This window comes from Mesorhizobium sp. GW821-FHT07A06, from assembly GCF_059419085.1.
The window spans coordinates 973930-989143 of sequence record NZ_JBWKRC010000002.1 but is presented as its reverse complement, the minus strand read 5'-3'; the positions used below and the strand labels follow the sequence as shown (position 1 = coordinate 989143).

Sequence of the window (15214 nt, the reverse complement as noted above, 5' to 3'; positions counted from 1 at the left end):
TCGATAATACCGGAAGGATGGAAGCTATGGCCACGCGAAACGATCCGCCAATCGCCGTCATCGGCGCCGGTCCGGTTGGGCTGGCGGCCGCCGTTCATCTCATGGCGCGGGGCCTGCCGGTGAAGCTCTATGAAGCCGGCAGCGGTGTCGCGGCCAGCCTGCGGGATTGGGGCCATGTCCGGGTGTTCACGCCATGGCGCTATTGCATCGATCAGGCGGCCGGCAGGTTGCTCGAAAGCCATGGCTGGCGGATGCCGGACCCGGAAGCCTTTCCCACCGCCGATGAACTCGTCGCGCACTATCTCGAGCCGCTTGCCAGGCTTGCGGAACTTGCGCCGGCGATCGAGACCAATGCGCGTGTCGTGGCCATATCGCGCTGGGGCGCCGACAAGGTGCGCGGCAGTGAGCGCGGGACGCGGCCCTTCATGCTCGTCGTCGAGACCGCCGACGGCACCAGGCGCGACAGCGCACGGGCCGTCATCGACGCCTCCGGAACATGGCGCACGCCCAATCCTCTCGGCGCCGGCGGCATCGAGGCGGAAGGCGAGGCGGAGTTTGCCGACCGCATCGCCTACGGCATCCCCGATATCCTTGGCCGCGACCGTGCGCTCCATGCCGGCCGCACGACGCTGGTTGCCGGTTCGGGTCACTCGGCGGCCAACGCCTTGCTCGACCTTGGCAGGCTGGCGGATGACGAGCCCGGCACGGCTTTCATCTGGGCGGTGCGCGGAACCGACCTCGTGCGCATCTATGGCGGCGGCGATGCCGACCAGTTGCCGGCGCGCGGCGAACTCGGCGCCGATGTGCGCGACCTCGCCGAAAGCGGTCGCGTTCGGCTGGTGACGGGCTTTGCGACGCTTGCGATAAGCGAGCGCGATGGCCGGCTGGTCGTGGCGGGGCAAAGCGAGGAGGGCCTGATGCAACTGGGGCCTGTCGACCGCATCATCGCCGCGACCGGCCAGCGTCCGGACCTGTCGCTGACCCGGGAGCTCAGGCTCGATCTCGATCCATGGCTGGAAAGCGTCAAGGCGCTTGGTCCGCTCATCGACCCCAACGAGCATTCCTGCGGCGACGTGCCGCCGCATGGCCACCGCGAGCTCAGCCATCCGGAGCCCGGCTTCTACACGGTCGGCATCAAGAGCTATGGCCGGGCGCCGACCTTCCTGCTGCTGACCGGCTACGAACAGGTCCGCTCGGTCGCGGCGGCGATCGCCGGCGACATGGCGGCGGCCGACATGGTGCAGCTGGTGCTGCCCGAAACCGGCGTCTGCACGGTGCCGGCGGGTCGCTTGTCGAAGGGCTGTTGCGGCGGACCAGCGCCGGCGGCGACGGATGCCTGCTGCGCGGCGGATGCCGACGCCAAGGCCGCCGGCAAAGGCGGTTGCGGCTGCGCAGGCACCGGCAAGATGGAAGCCGCCGAGTGAGCGACGGCAAGATCCCCGCTTCCGCCATCTGGGCGCTGGGCGCCACGCAGATCATCGGCTACGGCACGCTCTACTACAGCTACAGCATCCTGGCGCCGGCGGTGGCGGCGGAACTCGCCTGGTCGCAGCAATGGGTGTTCGCCGTGCTGTCGGTGTCGCTGCTGGCGAGCGCCATCCTGTCGCCGTTCGCGGGCAGCCTCGCGGACCGGGTCGGGGCAGGGCGCCTGATGGTGCCGGGATCGCTGGCCGCGGCCGGCGCATTGCTGTTGTGCGGGCTGGCGCCGGGGCGTGCCGGCTTTGCCATCGGCGTGCTGGCCATGGAGCTTGCCTCCTGCTTCGTGCTCTACAGCACGGCCTTCGTCGCCATCGTGCAGCTCGGCGGGGCGCGTCGCGGCATCACCCATCTCACCTTGATCGCCGGCTTCGCCTCGACCTTGTTCTGGCCCCTGACGACGCTGCTGCACCAGCATCTCGGCTGGCGTGAGGTGCTGGTTCTCTTTGCCGCGCTCAACGCCTTTGTCTGCCTGCCGATCCATTGGTGGCTGGCCCGGCTCTCGCGCCGCACCGGCAAGCCGCGGGAGAGGGTCATCCCGGCGACATCAAGCCTGTCGGCCGCCGCGCCCGACCGGCGATGGTCGCCTCTGTTCATCCTGGTGCTGGCCGGATTTTCCATAGAGGGGTTCGTGCTTTCAGCGATCCTTGTGCGGATGGTGCCGCTGCTCACACTGGTCGGTCTCGGCGGGGCCTCGGTGCTGGTCGCCAGCCTGTTTGGGCCGTCGCAAGTGGCGAGCCGGCTGGTCAACATGCTGTTCGGCCGGGGCCTGTCGCAGACATCGATGGCGCTCGGAGCGACCGCCGCGCTGGCCGGCGGCCTCGCGGTGCTGCTGGTGGCGGCGCCCTCCGTTCCCGGCGCCATGCTGTTTGCCGTGCTTTTCGGATTCGGCTCGGGCCTGATGAGCATTGTCGGCGGCACGCTGCCGCTCGAATTGTTCGGCCAGGAGCGCTTCGGTTCCCATGTCGGCTGGATCACGGCGGCGCGCCAGTTCAGTTCCGCCTTCGCCCCGTTCGGCCTGACGCTGATGATATCAGGCCTCGGCGTCCTGCCGGCTCTGTGGCTCAATGTCGTGGTCGGCCTGTTCGGGATCGCGGCCTTCGCCGCCATCGCGTTGATCAGCCGGCAATCGCGCAAGGGTGCGCAGAGCGGCACGGCCGAGGTCGCGCCACACGCGGCTGGATGACCGGGCCGGGCCCCAGTCATCAGAATCCATGCCGGGGGCTGCCTTTGGTGTCGGGGCGACAATGCTCGGGCGGATTTCGCCGGTTCGACCCGCCGTCGGCAACGGAGGCGTTGCCTTTGGCTGTGTGCCGGTCAAAGCTGTCCCCCAGCGCAATTCTAGAGCGTTTCACCGTTTCATGGAAACGGCGAACCGCTCTAACTCTTTGTTTTGACGCAATTCAAGACGGAAAACCGCTAACACTTTTCCTGGAATTGCTCTAAAGCGTCCGCCCATGACTGGAATGTTTCCCGCCACCTCCATGCCCGACCGCGATTGGTGGGAGGCGCTTTGGCCAGACCCGTCGGGCCTCTTGCTGTCGTTGGGCGTCGAGCCAGGCATGACAGCCCTGGACCTGTGCTGCGGCGACGGCTATTTCACCGCACCGCTTGCGAAAATCGTCGGCGGCCGTGTCTATGCGCTCGACCTCGACCCGGACATGATCGTGGCGGCCAAGGCCGAGGTGAAGCGGCTCGGCGTTTCGGTCCTGAAGTGGATCGTCGCGGATGCCGGCGACGTCGCGGACCTGATCCCTGAAAAGGTCGACTTCGTGCTGATCGCCAACACCTTCCACGGGGTGCCCGATCAGCCGGCCCTCGTCAAGGCCGTCGCCCGTACGCTCAAGCCGCACGGCCTGTTCGCGCTGGTCAATTGGCACCAGTTGCCGCGAGAGCAAACGACCGTGCTTGGTCAGCCGCGCGGGCCCAGGACGGAGATGCGCATGTCACCTGAAGCGGTGTCGGCGGTGCTGGAGGCTGCCGGTTTCCGGCTTCTGCGAATGGTTGATCTGCCGCCGTATCATTACGGGGCGGTGTTCGAACACAAGGGATGATACGGAATCCGGCTCAGACGCCTGTCCAGGACTCCGGATCGGCCGCCAGGATGAACGCGCCGATGCAGCGGCAGAGGACATCGACATCGCGCATTTTCGGGCATCCGGGTCGATAGCGCACGCTTCCTGTCCGGGGCTATGCCGGGATGACATGCGGCCGTCGAGTGCCTCGCCCAGCACATACGTGTCCCGCTCGGCGGTGAAATGTGCGGTTGCCTAAGGTGGTCCGCAAGTGACCTTGCGGGAGGGCGCGCCTCCCGCCTCAGAACTTGCGCGGGTCGATGCCCTTGGTGCCCGGGCCGTAGGGGCTGGGATAGATCTCGCCGATGGTCATCAGTTCGATCTCGCCGTCCAGCGTCGAACCGATGATCTTGACCTCCGGATCGTCGCAGCAGAACTCCCAGATCACCTGCCGGCATTCGGCGCAGGGCACGCCCGAATAGGGACCGTGACAGACGATGGCCTCGATCTGGCGCTCGCCCGCCGCCGCCATCTGCATCACGGCGTTGCGCTCGGCGTGGACCGATTGCTGCAGGGTGACGACCTCGACATTGCAGGCGGCGAAAAGCCGGCCCGATGCGGTGCGCACGGCCGAGCCGACCTTGTGGTTGGAGTAGGGCGTGTAGGCCTTGTCGCGCGCCTGCGCCGCGGCGGTGACGAGCGCCTGGTCGGCACTCGAAAGCCTGTCGAAAGTGGTCTTCAGCATTGGTTTCTCCGCATCCGGGCTCCATCCCGCACTGATTCAGGATGGAGCCTTATCTCATTGCTTTTCCAAGTCTTCCGCTGGCTCAGGCCGGCTGCCGCTCCGATCGCGTGACAAGTCCCGCGACGAAGGGAACGACCGAGAGGACGAAGCCGACCAGCGAGGCTGGAATGCCGCCCGGTTCGCCCAGCAGCACCAGGATCGCGGTCGAGCCGGAGCCGATGACGATGGTCGCCAGCATCGACCAGGACGGGATGCGCCAGCCGAAGGTGGCCGACAGCACCGGCAGCAGCAGGCCCGGCACATAGACCGAGAAGCCGAGCATCAGGATGGTGACGATGCCGGGCACGCTGAGCGCCACGACCAGGGCGATGAGGCCGAGCACGAGCAGCAGGATGCGGCTGGTCCACAGCCTTTCCCGGTCGCTGGCATCGGGGCGCAGCCGCGAGATCACGTCGCGCTGCAGCGTGGTGGCTGTCACCAGCAGCGTCGTGCTCGCCGTCGACATCGCCACCGCCAGGAAGGCGGCGACCAGCACGCCGATGACACCATGCGGCAGAAGCTGCACCATCAGGTCGGGCATGGCGTTGACCGGGTTGGTGTCGGCCGGCAGCAGCGCCTTGGCGGCGACGCCGAGGAAGGTGAGGATGACGCCGAACACGGCCATGACGAGGAAGCCGTTGATCATGCCCCGGCGCGCCGTGTCGGGCGAGTTGGCGGAAAAGACGCGCTGGAAGCCGATCGTGTCGATGAAGCCGGCGGGCAGGAGCAGGAACCAGACGAACAGCGTCGCCGGCGGCACGTTGGCGAACAAATTGTAGAAGCCGGGAATGTCCCTGGTCGCTTCATAGATGTGCGGGACGCCGGGTCCGAAGATGACGAACAGAGGCGCCACCACGCCGATGACGATGAGGAAGATGACTGCCTGCAGCACGTCGGTTGCCACCACGGCGAGGAAGCCGCCGAGCATGGTGTAGACGATGACGACGAGGAAGGCGACGATGGCGCCGGTCTTCGGATCCATGCCGGAGAACAGGGTGAACACCATGGAGATGCCGAACACCTGAGCCGCCGCCCAGGCGAGATAGTTCCAGCTCGTCACCAGCGAGGCGGCGACACGCACTGAATCGGGATAATCCCGAGCGACGATGTCGGGCGTCGTCACATGCATGCGCTGGCGCACGATTTTGGCCAGGAAGATGCCCATCAACAGCAGGCCGATCGGGAAGGTGAACCACCACCAGGTGCCCGATATGCCGTAGCGCACGACCATTTCGGGCGTGCCGAACAGACCGGCCAGGCCCGTCCAGGAGGCGAAGGCGGAGATGGTCAGCCATAGCGGCCCCATGCGCCGGCCGGCGACGATGTAGTCTTCCTCGGTCTTGATCGAGCGGGCGAAGAACAGCCCGATGCCGGTGACCGCCACGAGATAGATGGCGACGACAGCTATATCCAGATTTCCCATTTCGTACCCCTTCACATGCAAAGCCGATGGCGCGCCGAACGCCTTGGGGCGCGCCGCGCTGCTGTCCGTTGCCCCTTCTCGTGGGGGCTTGACGACCCTCTGCAAGATTTGTCACATGCAAAAAACTTTTTTGCAAGTGCTGAATCTGAATCGTGATCGGAGACTTCGAATGACCCACGCCCAGGCCAATCCGGCGACCCCCGAGCTGGTCGAGCGCGGTGGCGCCCGCATCGCCTGGATCCGTTCGCGCATGGCGTTGCTGGCCGGACTGCGCGGGGAATTCCGCCGCACGCGGCCATTTGCCGGCCGGCGCATCGGCGTGTCGCTGCATGTCGAGCCCAAGACGGCGGTGCTGCTCGAAGTGCTGGCCGAAGGCGGCGCCGAGATCGTCGGCACCGGCAATCACGGCTCGACGCAGGATGATGTCGTCGCCTTCCTGCAGAGCCAGGGCATCGGCATTTTCGGCCGCCGCGCCGACTCGCTCGCCGACCATCACGCCAATCTGGCGCGGGTGCTGGACGCGCGGCCCGACATGCTGCTCGACAATGGCGCCGACCTCGCCTCCGGCATCGTCGAGCGGGGCAGGGCTGCATCCATACTGGGCGGCACCGAGGAGACGACCTCGGGCGGCGACCGGCTGCGCGGCGAACTGGCCGGCAAGGTGCCGTTCCCCTCCATCGTCATCAACGACAGCCCGCTGAAGGCGATCGGCGAGAACAAGCACGCGGTCGGCCAGTCGGTGGTGGAGAGCTTCATGCGCATCACCAACCTGATGATCCCCGGCCGGCGCTTCTGCGTCATCGGCTATGGCTGGTGCGGGCGCGGCATCGCGCAATATTTGCGGGCGCTGGGCGGCCGCGTGGCCATCGTCGAGATCGACGAGATCAAGGCGCTGGAGGCGGCACTCGACGGCTACCGCGTGGCGCCGCTCGCCGACCTCGCGCCGTGGGCGGAAGTGTTCATCACCGCCACCGGCCGCGCCGGCGTGCTGCCGGCGCAAGCGGTCGCCGTCATGCAGGACGGCGCGGTGCTGGCCAATTCCGGGCATTTCCCGTGGGAGATCGACACCGAAGGTCTCAACGCCATGACCACGTCCGCCACCGACCTGGACGGCACATTGCGGCGCCTCGACCTTGCCAATGGACGCCATGTCATCGTCGTTGCCGAGGGGCGCATGTTCAACCTTGCCGGCGTCGAGCCGAAGGGCAATTCGATCGAATCCATGGATATCGGCTTCATGCTGCAGGCGCTGTCGCTGGAGCGGGTGGCCAGGGCTGAGGGATTGGTGGGGGGCGCGCAGCCCGTGCCCGACGACATCAACCGGCGCATCGCCCGGCTGATGATGGCTACGATGGGGGCCGCCTTGTAACTATACTAGGCCCCTGATTCTGGATGATCCGGGAAGGTTGTGGGGCATGGCTGGCAAGACCGCGGAAGCGCCGGATTATTCGGTACCGGCCCTGGAAAAGGCGTTCGACATCATCGAACTGCTGGCCGAGCAGAAGGACGGGCTGAACCAGGGCCAGATTTCCGAAGCGGTCGGCCGCTCCATCCACCAGATCTACCGCGTGCTGCAGGCGCTGGAGCGGCGCGGCTACATCTTCCGCGACCGCCCGGCCGGGCTCTATTTCCTGTCGCCGCGCCTGTTCGAACTGGCACACCGGCACGAGCCGTTGCGTGGCCTCGTCCAGGCGGCGCTGCCGTCGATGCGGCGGCTCTCCGACGCCATCCAGCAATCCTGCAATCTCGGCGTCCACAATGCCGGAAGGGTGCTGATCCTGGCGCAGGTGGAAAGCCCGGCGGCGTTCGGCTTCCGTGTCCGCGTCGGCGCCGAATTTCCGCTGTTCGGCACCGCGACAGGCCGCACGCTGATGGCGTTCCAGCCGCAAGACAGAATCAGCCAATGGCTGCAAGCCTCTGGTATCCCTGACGAAAAGGCGGAGATGCACGATGCGCTTGCCCGCATCCGCGCCGCCGGTCATGAGGAGGTGGCGGACGGGCTGCAGCCTGGCGTCATCGATCTTGCCTTTCCGGTCATCGGGCCGTTCGGCCAGTCGGTCGCCGCACTTACCGTGCCCTATGTGGCGACCACCTACAGCATGCTCGACCTTGCCACCGTGCGCCGCCACGCGGCGGAGGCGGCGCGGGAGATCGCGCTGGTGCTGGCGCCCGAGCCGGCGCAATGACGCTGCCGGGGACGTCGCCGGCAAGCGGTTGCTTGTCATGTCCAACTGAGGACGATCCAGCCCAGCACCGCGTAGCGCGCCGTTTTGCCGATCGTGACCAGGACAAGGAAGCTCCAGAACGGTTCGCGCAACACGCCGGCGACGACCGTGAGCGGGTCGCCGACAACCGGCAGCCAACTGGCCAGCAACGACCATCTGCCGTAGCGATGGTACCATTTCGAGGCGGATTGAAGGGCGGCCGGCGTGACCGGAAACCAGCGGCGACCCGCCAAGCGCCGGACTTCCCGGCCAAGGAACCAGTTGATCACGGCGCCCAGGACATTTCCCGCGCTGGCGACGGCGAGCAGCAGCAGGGCCGAATAGGCCTTGCTGGCCAGCATGACGGCCAGAACGGCCTCGGACTGGGCAGGAAGGATCGTGGCCGCGACCAGGGCGCTCAGGAACAGGCCGGCATAGGCGCAAAACGCGGTCAGCTGTCTACCTGTGCGGATGGGTGCGGGATGGTGCCTCGCTACCCTCCAGGGCCGGATCTTGCAAGTGTGATCTGTCGGATGATGCGGCGCGCGAATGCGGTCGCTTTGACGGCCGGCCACGCCCGGCGTGGTCCCAGCCGCACCGCTGCCGCGACCGCGCGGACCCTGTACCCGTGAACGGTTTCGCCGGCGCCGCGCCCATCGTCAAGGCGATCGCCATCGATGCCGAGCCGGCGAAGGTCTGGCGGGTGCTGACGACGCCTCGAATGATCCCGCAATGGATGTCGGACGAGGAGCTGACCGTCAGCCTCGAAGGACATGAAGGCGGTACGATCGTGATACGCGGGCTGCTGCACGGCATGCAGTTCGAGAACCATGGCACGGTCCGCGCCTTCGAGCCGGAGAGGCGGTTCGCCTACAGCTACTGGAGCACGCTGTCGGCCTCGCGCCTGGCGGATTTGCCCGAGAACCACACCTTGGTCAGTTTCGCCCTGGCGCCGGCCGACGGCGGAACGCTGCTGACGCTGACGCTCAGCGACTTCGCCGAACCGGCGATCCGCCCGCATGCCGATCTCTATTGGGGCCCGACCTTGCGGATCCTGAAGGCGATCTGCGAAGGGCACTGATGACGGCGGTCAGTCAGCCGGGATGAAGCGCAGGGTGCCTGCCCGGCGCGTCGGCCTGCCGGTGTCGTTCGTATGATTGACGCCATCCATGACAGGCACCTCCGGGAAATCGAATGGGCTTACCCCGTCCAGGCAAGCCACGTTCACGGCATACAGGTTCTGGTTCGAGCGTCGTTGGTGGTGTGTGTATATCCCGCAGCGGGAACAGAAGAAGTGCTGCGCCGATCCTGTGTGGAAGCGATATGTCGTCAGGGCATCCTCCCCCTGGAGGATCTTGACCCCGCCCATTTCAGCCATGGCGACGACGGCGCCTCGCATCCGGCAGTAAGAACAGGTGCAGCGGCGGATCGAATTGAAGCCGTCGCTGAGCGTCGCCTCGAAACGCACCGCGCCGCAATGGCACTGCCCAGCCCGAAGGTTCGTGTCGCCCACCATGTTGCCTGTGTCTCCTGTTCGGTCACTTCTACGTCGGGTCCTGGCAGGAGGACAAAAACGTCTCGGCGGCGTTGACCGGCCAGTCGGCTGCCAGGCAGGTGCCAGCAGTGTCGTTGGCGGGTGACTGCCTAAAGGCTTTGCGCTTTGGGGTGCCGGGCCAGCGCGCGAATGCGGTCGGCGACCTTTCCGTCGATCGGGTTGTAGACGGTCAGGTTCAAATCCGGCCTGCCGTCGACCGCGAAGGACGAGTATTCCAGCTCGATGTCCCCCAGTTCCGGGTGCTTCAGGCGCTTTGTTCCGTCGCCATGGGCGAGCACGTCGTTCTCCCGCCACAGGGTGGCGAATTCGGGGCTGCCGTTGCACAGTTCGTCCACCAGCTGGGTGACCTCGGAGACCGCGCCGGCACGCGCCGCATCGGCGCGGAAGGCGCCGACCACGAAACGGGCGAGGTTTTGCCAATCGTGCTGCTTGGCGCGGATGTGGGGCGTGAGGAACATGAAGCGCAGGATGTTGCGCCGGCCGGCGGGGATGGTGCCATAGTCGGTCAGCACGACCTCCGCGGCGCGGTTCCAGGCAACGACGTCCCAGGTCGCTGTCTTGACCAGAGCCGGGCTGGCATCGAGCGTGTCGATGAGGCGTTGCAGCCGGGGGCTGACGCCCTCGTCGCCCCGGTAGCGGACCTCGGGCGGGCGGCCGAGCCCGAGCATGAAGAGATGTTCGCGCTCCGCCTCGGTCAAAAGCAGCCCCTTGGCGATGCGGTTCAGCACGTCGGCCGAGGGCGCGCCGCCGCGGCCCTGTTCCAGCCATGTGTACCAGGTCGGGCTGATGTTGGCGCGCTGGGCGACCTCCTCGCGGCGCAGCCCCGGCGTGCGCCGGCGGCCGGCAAAGCCGAACGACGCCGGGTCGAGCCGGGTGCGCCGGTCCTTCAGGAAGGCTGCGAGTGAACCGGGGGAAGGCATCCTGTCAGGCACCCTGTTAAAGATTATACCATGATAAGGTCACTACTTTAATGGAATAATAGACCGTTGATATTACGCAGGCAACCGCAGGAGATTTGCATGCGTATCTTTTTGACCGGCGCGACCGGCTTCATCGGCTCGGCGCTCGTTCCCGAACTCATCCAGGCCGGCCACCAGGTGGTCGGCGTCACCCGCTCCGAGGCAGGCGCCGAGGCGCTCGCCGCCGCGGGCGCCGAAGTGCATCGCGGCACCCTCGAAGAGCCGGAGGGCCTGCGCGACGGCGCGGCGAAGGCGGATGCCGTGATCCACACGGCGTTCGACCATGATTTCTCGCGGTTCGTCGAGAACTGCGAAAAGGACAGCCATGTCATCGCAGCCCTCGGCGCGGCGCTGGCCGGCTCCGACCGGCCGCTGGTGATCACGTCTGGCGTCGGCATGGGCAGCCCCGGTCATGGCCAATTGGCCGTCGAGGATGTCTTCAACGCCAGCCATCCCAATCCCCGTATCGCCTCGGAACTCGCCGGCAATGCCTTGCTGGAGGCCGGTGTCAATCTGTCGGTGGTGCGCCTGCCGCAGGTCCACAATCCGGTCAAGCAGGGGCTTATCTCGCCGCTCATCGAGATCGCGCGGCAGAAAGGCGTCTCGGCCTATGTCGGCGAAGGCCGCAACCGCTATTCGGCGGGGCATCTCCTGGACGCGGCGCGGCTCTATCGGCTCGCGGTGGAAAAGCGCCAGCCGGGCGCGCGCTATCACGCGGTCGGCGAGGAAGGCGTCGAAGTGCGTGCCATCGCCGAGGCGCTTGGCCGCGGCCTCAACCTGCCGGTCGTCTCGATCCCGCCGGAAAAGGCGGCGGAGCATTTCGGCTGGATGGCGATGTTCGCCCCCATGGACCTGCCTGCCTCGAGCGCCCTGACCCAGGCCCGGCTCGGCTGGCATCCGACCGGCCCGACGCTGATCGCCGATCTGGATGCGATGCGGGGCTGATAAAGCGGCATCAGCCGGGACTGACGGCATAGCGCAGGTGGATCAGCCCATGCGCCAGCGTTTCGCAGCTTGTCAGCGACAGCTGCATCTTGCCGGCGAGGCCGCTTTCGCCGAACTCGACAAAGCCCTGGTTTGCCGCCCGCGCATCGAGCGCGGGGGCGATGAGAAGGCTGAGCTCATCGACAAGCCCGACCGCGAAGAAGGAGCCGTTGATGCTGGCGCCGCCTTCGAGCAGCAGCCGGCGGATGCCGAGTTCACGCCCGAGCACGTCGAGCATGGCGGCGAGATCGATCTCGGCCGTTTCCGACACGATGTAGGACACGCCGTCGGCGGCGAGCTCGGCCAGATGACTATCGGCGACATCATGCCCAAGCAGCACCACGACATGGTCGCCGCCGACATTCGGCTTGGCGAAGTGGAGTTTGCCGGAGACATCGAGCGCAACGGCATAGGGTCCCGCATCGCGTTGCGCGAAATGGTGCGGCCGCTCGACCTTGCCGGCATGCGCCGGCGGGTGCGCCACCGCCTTGCTCATCTCGGCCATGGTGACGCGCCCGACGATCCAGGCATCGCCTTCGAGGTCGCCGTGGATCTGCTCATAGAGGCCTGACCACTCCGCCCGGGTTCCGTCCGGGCTGGTGGTGTAGCGGCTGGGGTGAAGGCCGCCGTCGAGCGAGGCGAGCATATGGCAGATGATGTGCGGCTTCATGATTTCTCCAGGGTGGACCGATCTTCAGGATGGACTCGGCGATTCAAATTAGGGTCGCGGCCCCGGAAAGGAAGCCGGACAGGTCGGTTTGGCCAAAAATCCGACAATTCCGATAATTCGGCGCCTGGCACTGTTATATCGATGTTGCACAAATGGTTGACCCTGGGTTAGCATCCATCTGCTGATGCCGATGGGAGGCAGTTTTTTGCAACGGCGATCAGCTGGAGCGGCATGCGCGATCGGGCGCAAGGAGGATGCTCCAACACTTTGAACCGACGCATGATCCCTTCCCAAGGCCGATCCCGGTCCTGGGGATCGTGCGTTCTTGTGGAGGAGGATCAACCATGAATAGACGTGAATTCCTGATGACGTCCGTGGCCGCGGGCGCCATGGTGCTGGCCGCACGTTCGGCGTTCGCCGAGGACAAGCTCACCATACTGGGCTCGGTGCCCAATCTCGGCTTTCCGTTCTTCGTGCACATGCTGAACGAGATCAAGGCGGAGGCGCAGGCGCAGGGCGTCAACCTGACCGAGAGCGACGGCCAGAACTCGGCCACCAAGCAGACCGCTGACATCGAGGCGGCCCTGGTGCAGAAGGTCAACGCCATCGTGATTTCGCCGCTCGACGTCAACGCGCTGGCTCCGGCCATCGAGGAAGCGGTCAAGGCCGGCGTTCCCGTGGTGACGATCGACCGCCGCGTCGACGGCGTCGAGGGCATACTGGCCCATGTCGGCGCCGACAATGTGAAGGGCGGCGAGGCGGAAGCGCAGGCGGTCGTGGCGGCGTTCCCCAATGGCGCCAAGCTTTTCCACCTGCAGGGCCAGCCGGGCGCCGGTCCGGCCATCGACCGCAACAAGGGCGTCCACAACGTGCTCGATCCCTTGAAGGACAAGTACCAGATCATCTTCGAGCAGACCGCCAACTTCGCCCGCGCCGAGGCGCTGTCGGTGACGGAAGCCGGCCTTGCCGCCAACGGCAAGCCGGACGCCATCATCTGCGCCAATGACGACATGGCGCTCGGCGCGCTCGAGGCGTGCGCGGCGCGCAACTTCACCGACGTCAAGATCTATGGCTTCGACGCGCTTCCGGAAGCGCTGGTCGCGGTCCGCGACGGCAAGCTCGCCGGCACGGTCGAACAGTTCCCCGGCCAGCAGTCGCGCACCGCCGTGCAGATCGCGGTCGCCTACGCCAAGAACAAGACCGAGCCGAAGGAGAAGCTGGTGCTGTTGACGCCGATCGTCATCGGCAAGGACAATCTCGACAAGGCCGAGAGGCTGAACGAGACGAAGTAGGGCGACGAGCCGGCCGAAGTCAGCGCCGCCCCTCATCCGCCTGCCGGCACCTTCTCCCCGTATAGTGAGGGGGAGAAGGAGATGGCCGCCACGCTGGCGATCTCCCTCTCCCCGTCCTTCACGGGGAGAGGGTAAGGGTGAGGGGCGGCGCCGTCGTCTTGTGTCTCGGGGAGCAACCATTGCCCGCAGCTGAAACCGCATCGCCATCGCCCGTCCTGCTCGCCGTCGAGGGCGTCACCAAGCATTTCGCCGGTGTCACCGCGCTGAGCGACGTCTCGCTCGATATCCGTCCCGGCGAAATCCTCGGCCTGCTCGGCGAGAACGGCGCCGGCAAATCGACGCTCTTGAAAATCCTGTCGGGCGTCATGCCGCCGTCCAGCGGCCGCATCACTTTCGACGGCGCCGACTACGCGCCATCCAGCCCGCAGGATGCCAAGCGGCTCGGCATCGTCACCATCTACCAGGAACTCAGCCTGATACCGACGCTGACGGTGGCGGAGAACATTTTCATCGGCCGCGCGCCGACGGGGCCGCTCGGGCTGGTGAGCTGGCGCAAGATGGAGGATGACTCCCGCGCGATCATCGCCCGCGTCGGGCTTTCCATCGATCCGATGACGCCGGTCTCGGCACTGTCGGTGGCCGAACAGCAGCTGGTCGAGATTGCCCGGGCGCTGTCGCTGAAGAGCCGGCTGATCATCATGGACGAGCCGACTTCGGCGCTGACCGAGACCGAGGTGCAGCGGCTTTTGTCGATCATGGACCGGTTGCGCCAGGACAGGGTCGCCATCATGTTCGTCACCCACCGGCTGGAGGAGGCGTCCGCCATCTGCGACCGCATGACGGTGCTGCGCGACGGCAGGCTGGCCGGGCATCTCGACCGCGACAAGGGTCGGCCGATCCAGTTGCCGCGGATCATCGAGAAGATGGTCGGCCGCGCGGCTTCCGAACTTTACGCGCGACCCGCGCAGCGCGCGGTGGCGGGCGATGTCATTTTGTCGGTGCGCGGCCTGCGCACCGTGCGCGACCCCGAGGCGCCGCATGCCATCGTGCTCGACGGCGTCGACATCGACCTCAGGGCGGGCGAGATCCTCGGCGTCGCCGGGCTTGTCGGCTCGGGCCGCACGGAACTGGCGCGCGCCATCTTCGGCGCCGACCGCATCGCTGCGGGAACGATCACGCTCGAGGGCAGATCCATCGCTCCGGCCTCGCCGGCCGACGCCATCGCGCTCGGCATCGGCCTGGTGCCGGAGGACCGCAAGCACCAGGCGATCTTTGCCGCCTTGGGTATCCTGCCGAATTTTTCCGTCGCCTCGCTGGCCACGTTCAGCAACGGTTTCGGCTTCATGGCCGAGCGGCGCGAGCGCGATGCGCTGTCGGGTTTCAGGAAAATGCTGTCGATCCGCATGGCCTCGCCCGAGCAGGCGATCGAGGGCCTGTCTGGCGGCAACCAGCAGAAGGTGATCCTGGCGCGCTGGCTGGCGCGCGATCCCAAAGTGCTGATCGTCGACGAGCCGACGCGCGGCGTCGATGTCGGCGCCAAGGCGGAAGTGCACCAGATCCTGGTGCAACTGGCGGCGCGCGGCATAGCGGTGATGATGATCTCGTCCGAACTGCCCGAGGTGCTGGCGGTGTCGGACCGCATCGTCACCATGCGCCGGGGGCGCATCACCGGCGAAATGCCGGGCGTCGAGGCAAACGAGGAAAAACTGATGGAACTGATGGCGCTCGACAGGCAGGAAACGAATGGGCGGCATGCGAGCGGAATTTGACGAGCCGACGGAGGTGCCGACTTTGGGGATTGGCGAAGCCGCCCTTGGCGTTCGTCATCCCAGGGCGAAGCAGGGAGCGAAGC

The 15214-nt window shown here is 66.6% G+C and carries 15 protein-coding genes; 9 read left to right on the top strand and 6 right to left on the bottom strand.

Annotated features, from left to right (window positions below; genetic code table 11):
- Window positions 1-26: 26 nt before the first annotated feature.
- From AC07SZ_RS10280 to AC07SZ_RS10270, 3 genes are all read left to right on the top strand, one after another.
- On the top strand, window positions 27-1424 hold the full coding sequence (locus AC07SZ_RS10280) for an FAD-dependent oxidoreductase (protein WP_494914131.1): 1398 nt from the start codon (window positions 27-29) through the stop codon (window positions 1422-1424).
- Window positions 1421-2662, top strand: a complete 1242-nt coding sequence (gene arsK / locus AC07SZ_RS10275; protein WP_494914129.1) for an arsenite efflux MFS transporter ArsK — start codon at window positions 1421-1423, stop codon at window positions 2660-2662. The genes AC07SZ_RS10280 and arsK overlap by 4 nt, the downstream gene beginning before the upstream one ends.
- A gap of 271 nt (window positions 2663-2933) precedes the next feature.
- A complete protein-coding gene (locus tag AC07SZ_RS10270) occupies window positions 2934-3530 on the top strand; it encodes a class I SAM-dependent methyltransferase (RefSeq protein ID WP_056571041.1) in 597 nt (198 codons plus the stop codon).
- A gap of 262 nt (window positions 3531-3792) precedes the next feature.
- On the opposite strand, the gene AC07SZ_RS10265 is transcribed toward AC07SZ_RS10270, so the two are convergent.
- Complete coding sequence (locus tag AC07SZ_RS10265) at window positions 3793-4236, bottom strand: cytidine deaminase (RefSeq protein WP_056571043.1); 444 nt, start codon at window positions 4234-4236, stop codon at window positions 3793-3795.
- Window positions 4237-4318: 82 nt separating this feature from the next.
- Window positions 4319-5698, bottom strand: a complete 1380-nt coding sequence (locus tag AC07SZ_RS10260) for a sodium:solute symporter family protein (RefSeq protein WP_494914128.1) — start codon at window positions 5696-5698, stop codon at window positions 4319-4321.
- 169 nt (window positions 5699-5867) lie between these two features.
- Here AC07SZ_RS10260 and AC07SZ_RS10255 point away from each other — a divergent pair, with 169 nt between their 5' ends.
- Both AC07SZ_RS10255 and AC07SZ_RS10250 read left to right on the top strand, forming a co-directional pair.
- Complete coding sequence (locus AC07SZ_RS10255) at window positions 5868-7067, top strand: adenosylhomocysteinase (protein WP_494914127.1); 1200 nt, start codon at window positions 5868-5870, stop codon at window positions 7065-7067.
- A gap of 46 nt (window positions 7068-7113) precedes the next feature.
- Complete coding sequence (locus AC07SZ_RS10250; RefSeq protein ID WP_056571047.1) at window positions 7114-7884, top strand: IclR family transcriptional regulator; 771 nt, start codon at window positions 7114-7116, stop codon at window positions 7882-7884.
- A 35-nt stretch (window positions 7885-7919) separates the two neighbouring features.
- On the opposite strand, the gene AC07SZ_RS10245 is transcribed toward AC07SZ_RS10250, so the two are convergent.
- Complete coding sequence (locus AC07SZ_RS10245) at window positions 7920-8477, bottom strand: YqaA family protein (RefSeq protein WP_494914126.1); 558 nt, start codon at window positions 8475-8477, stop codon at window positions 7920-7922.
- Between the two features lie 53 nt (window positions 8478-8530).
- Between AC07SZ_RS10245 and AC07SZ_RS10240 the strand changes: the two genes are divergently transcribed.
- Window positions 8531-8983 carry an SRPBCC family protein gene (locus tag AC07SZ_RS10240; RefSeq protein WP_494914125.1) on the top strand — a complete coding sequence of 151 codons (453 nt, stop codon included), beginning with the start codon at window positions 8531-8533 and terminating at the stop codon, window positions 8981-8983.
- Window positions 8984-8992: 9 nt separating this feature from the next.
- On the opposite strand, the gene AC07SZ_RS10235 is transcribed toward AC07SZ_RS10240, so the two are convergent.
- Window positions 8993-9418, bottom strand: a complete 426-nt coding sequence (locus AC07SZ_RS10235) for a GFA family protein (protein WP_494914124.1) — start codon at window positions 9416-9418, stop codon at window positions 8993-8995.
- A 128-nt stretch (window positions 9419-9546) separates the two neighbouring features.
- Window positions 9547-10377 (bottom strand): helix-turn-helix transcriptional regulator, encoded by an 831-nt coding sequence (locus AC07SZ_RS10230; protein WP_494914122.1) that lies wholly within the window; start codon window positions 10375-10377, stop codon window positions 9547-9549.
- 99 nt (window positions 10378-10476) lie between these two features.
- On the opposite strand from AC07SZ_RS10230, the gene AC07SZ_RS10225 reads away from it, so the two are divergent.
- Window positions 10477-11361: an SDR family oxidoreductase gene (locus AC07SZ_RS10225; RefSeq protein ID WP_494914121.1), complete on the top strand. Its 885-nt coding sequence runs from the start codon at window positions 10477-10479 to the stop codon at window positions 11359-11361.
- Between the two features lie 10 nt (window positions 11362-11371).
- Here the strand turns inward: AC07SZ_RS10225 and AC07SZ_RS10220 are convergent, their stop codons facing one another.
- Window positions 11372-12070 carry a RibD family protein gene (locus AC07SZ_RS10220; protein WP_494914119.1) on the bottom strand — a complete coding sequence of 233 codons (699 nt, stop codon included), beginning with the start codon at window positions 12068-12070 and terminating at the stop codon, window positions 11372-11374.
- A 344-nt stretch (window positions 12071-12414) separates the two neighbouring features.
- Here AC07SZ_RS10220 and AC07SZ_RS10215 point away from each other — a divergent pair, with 344 nt between their 5' ends.
- Window positions 12415-13362 carry a substrate-binding domain-containing protein gene (locus AC07SZ_RS10215; protein WP_056571059.1) on the top strand — a complete coding sequence of 316 codons (948 nt, stop codon included), beginning with the start codon at window positions 12415-12417 and terminating at the stop codon, window positions 13360-13362.
- A gap of 179 nt (window positions 13363-13541) precedes the next feature.
- Window positions 13542-15131 carry a sugar ABC transporter ATP-binding protein gene (locus AC07SZ_RS10210; protein WP_494914118.1) on the top strand — a complete coding sequence of 530 codons (1590 nt, stop codon included), beginning with the start codon at window positions 13542-13544 and terminating at the stop codon, window positions 15129-15131.
- Window positions 15132-15214: the final 83 nt, after the last annotated feature.

What these genes read in the sequence shown, in the direction of transcription:
- AC07SZ_RS10270 (WP_056571041.1), top strand. Translation starts at nt 2,934, where the DNA reads ATGACTGGAATGTTTCCCGCCACCTCCATGCCCGACCGCGATTGGTGG.
- AC07SZ_RS10280 (WP_494914131.1), top strand. Translation starts at nt 27, where the DNA reads ATGGCCACGCGAAACGATCCGCCAATCGCCGTCATCGGCGCCGGTCCG.
- AC07SZ_RS10260 (WP_494914128.1), bottom strand. Translation starts at nt 5,698, where the DNA reads ATGGGAAATCTGGATATAGCTGTCGTCGCCATCTATCTCGTGGCGGTC.
- AC07SZ_RS10215 (WP_056571059.1), top strand. Translation starts at nt 12,415, where the DNA reads ATGAATAGACGTGAATTCCTGATGACGTCCGTGGCCGCGGGCGCCATG.
- AC07SZ_RS10230 (WP_494914122.1), bottom strand. Translation starts at nt 10,377, where the DNA reads ATGCCTTCCCCCGGTTCACTCGCAGCCTTCCTGAAGGACCGGCGCACC.
- AC07SZ_RS10220 (WP_494914119.1), bottom strand. Translation starts at nt 12,070, where the DNA reads ATGAAGCCGCACATCATCTGCCATATGCTCGCCTCGCTCGACGGCGGC.
- AC07SZ_RS10250 (WP_056571047.1), top strand. Translation starts at nt 7,114, where the DNA reads ATGGCTGGCAAGACCGCGGAAGCGCCGGATTATTCGGTACCGGCCCTG.
- AC07SZ_RS10225 (WP_494914121.1), top strand. Translation starts at nt 10,477, where the DNA reads ATGCGTATCTTTTTGACCGGCGCGACCGGCTTCATCGGCTCGGCGCTC.
- AC07SZ_RS10235 (WP_494914124.1), bottom strand. Translation starts at nt 9,418, where the DNA reads ATGGTGGGCGACACGAACCTTCGGGCTGGGCAGTGCCATTGCGGCGCG.
- AC07SZ_RS10265 (WP_056571043.1), bottom strand. Translation starts at nt 4,236, where the DNA reads ATGCTGAAGACCACTTTCGACAGGCTTTCGAGTGCCGACCAGGCGCTC.
- AC07SZ_RS10255 (WP_494914127.1), top strand. Translation starts at nt 5,868, where the DNA reads ATGACCCACGCCCAGGCCAATCCGGCGACCCCCGAGCTGGTCGAGCGC.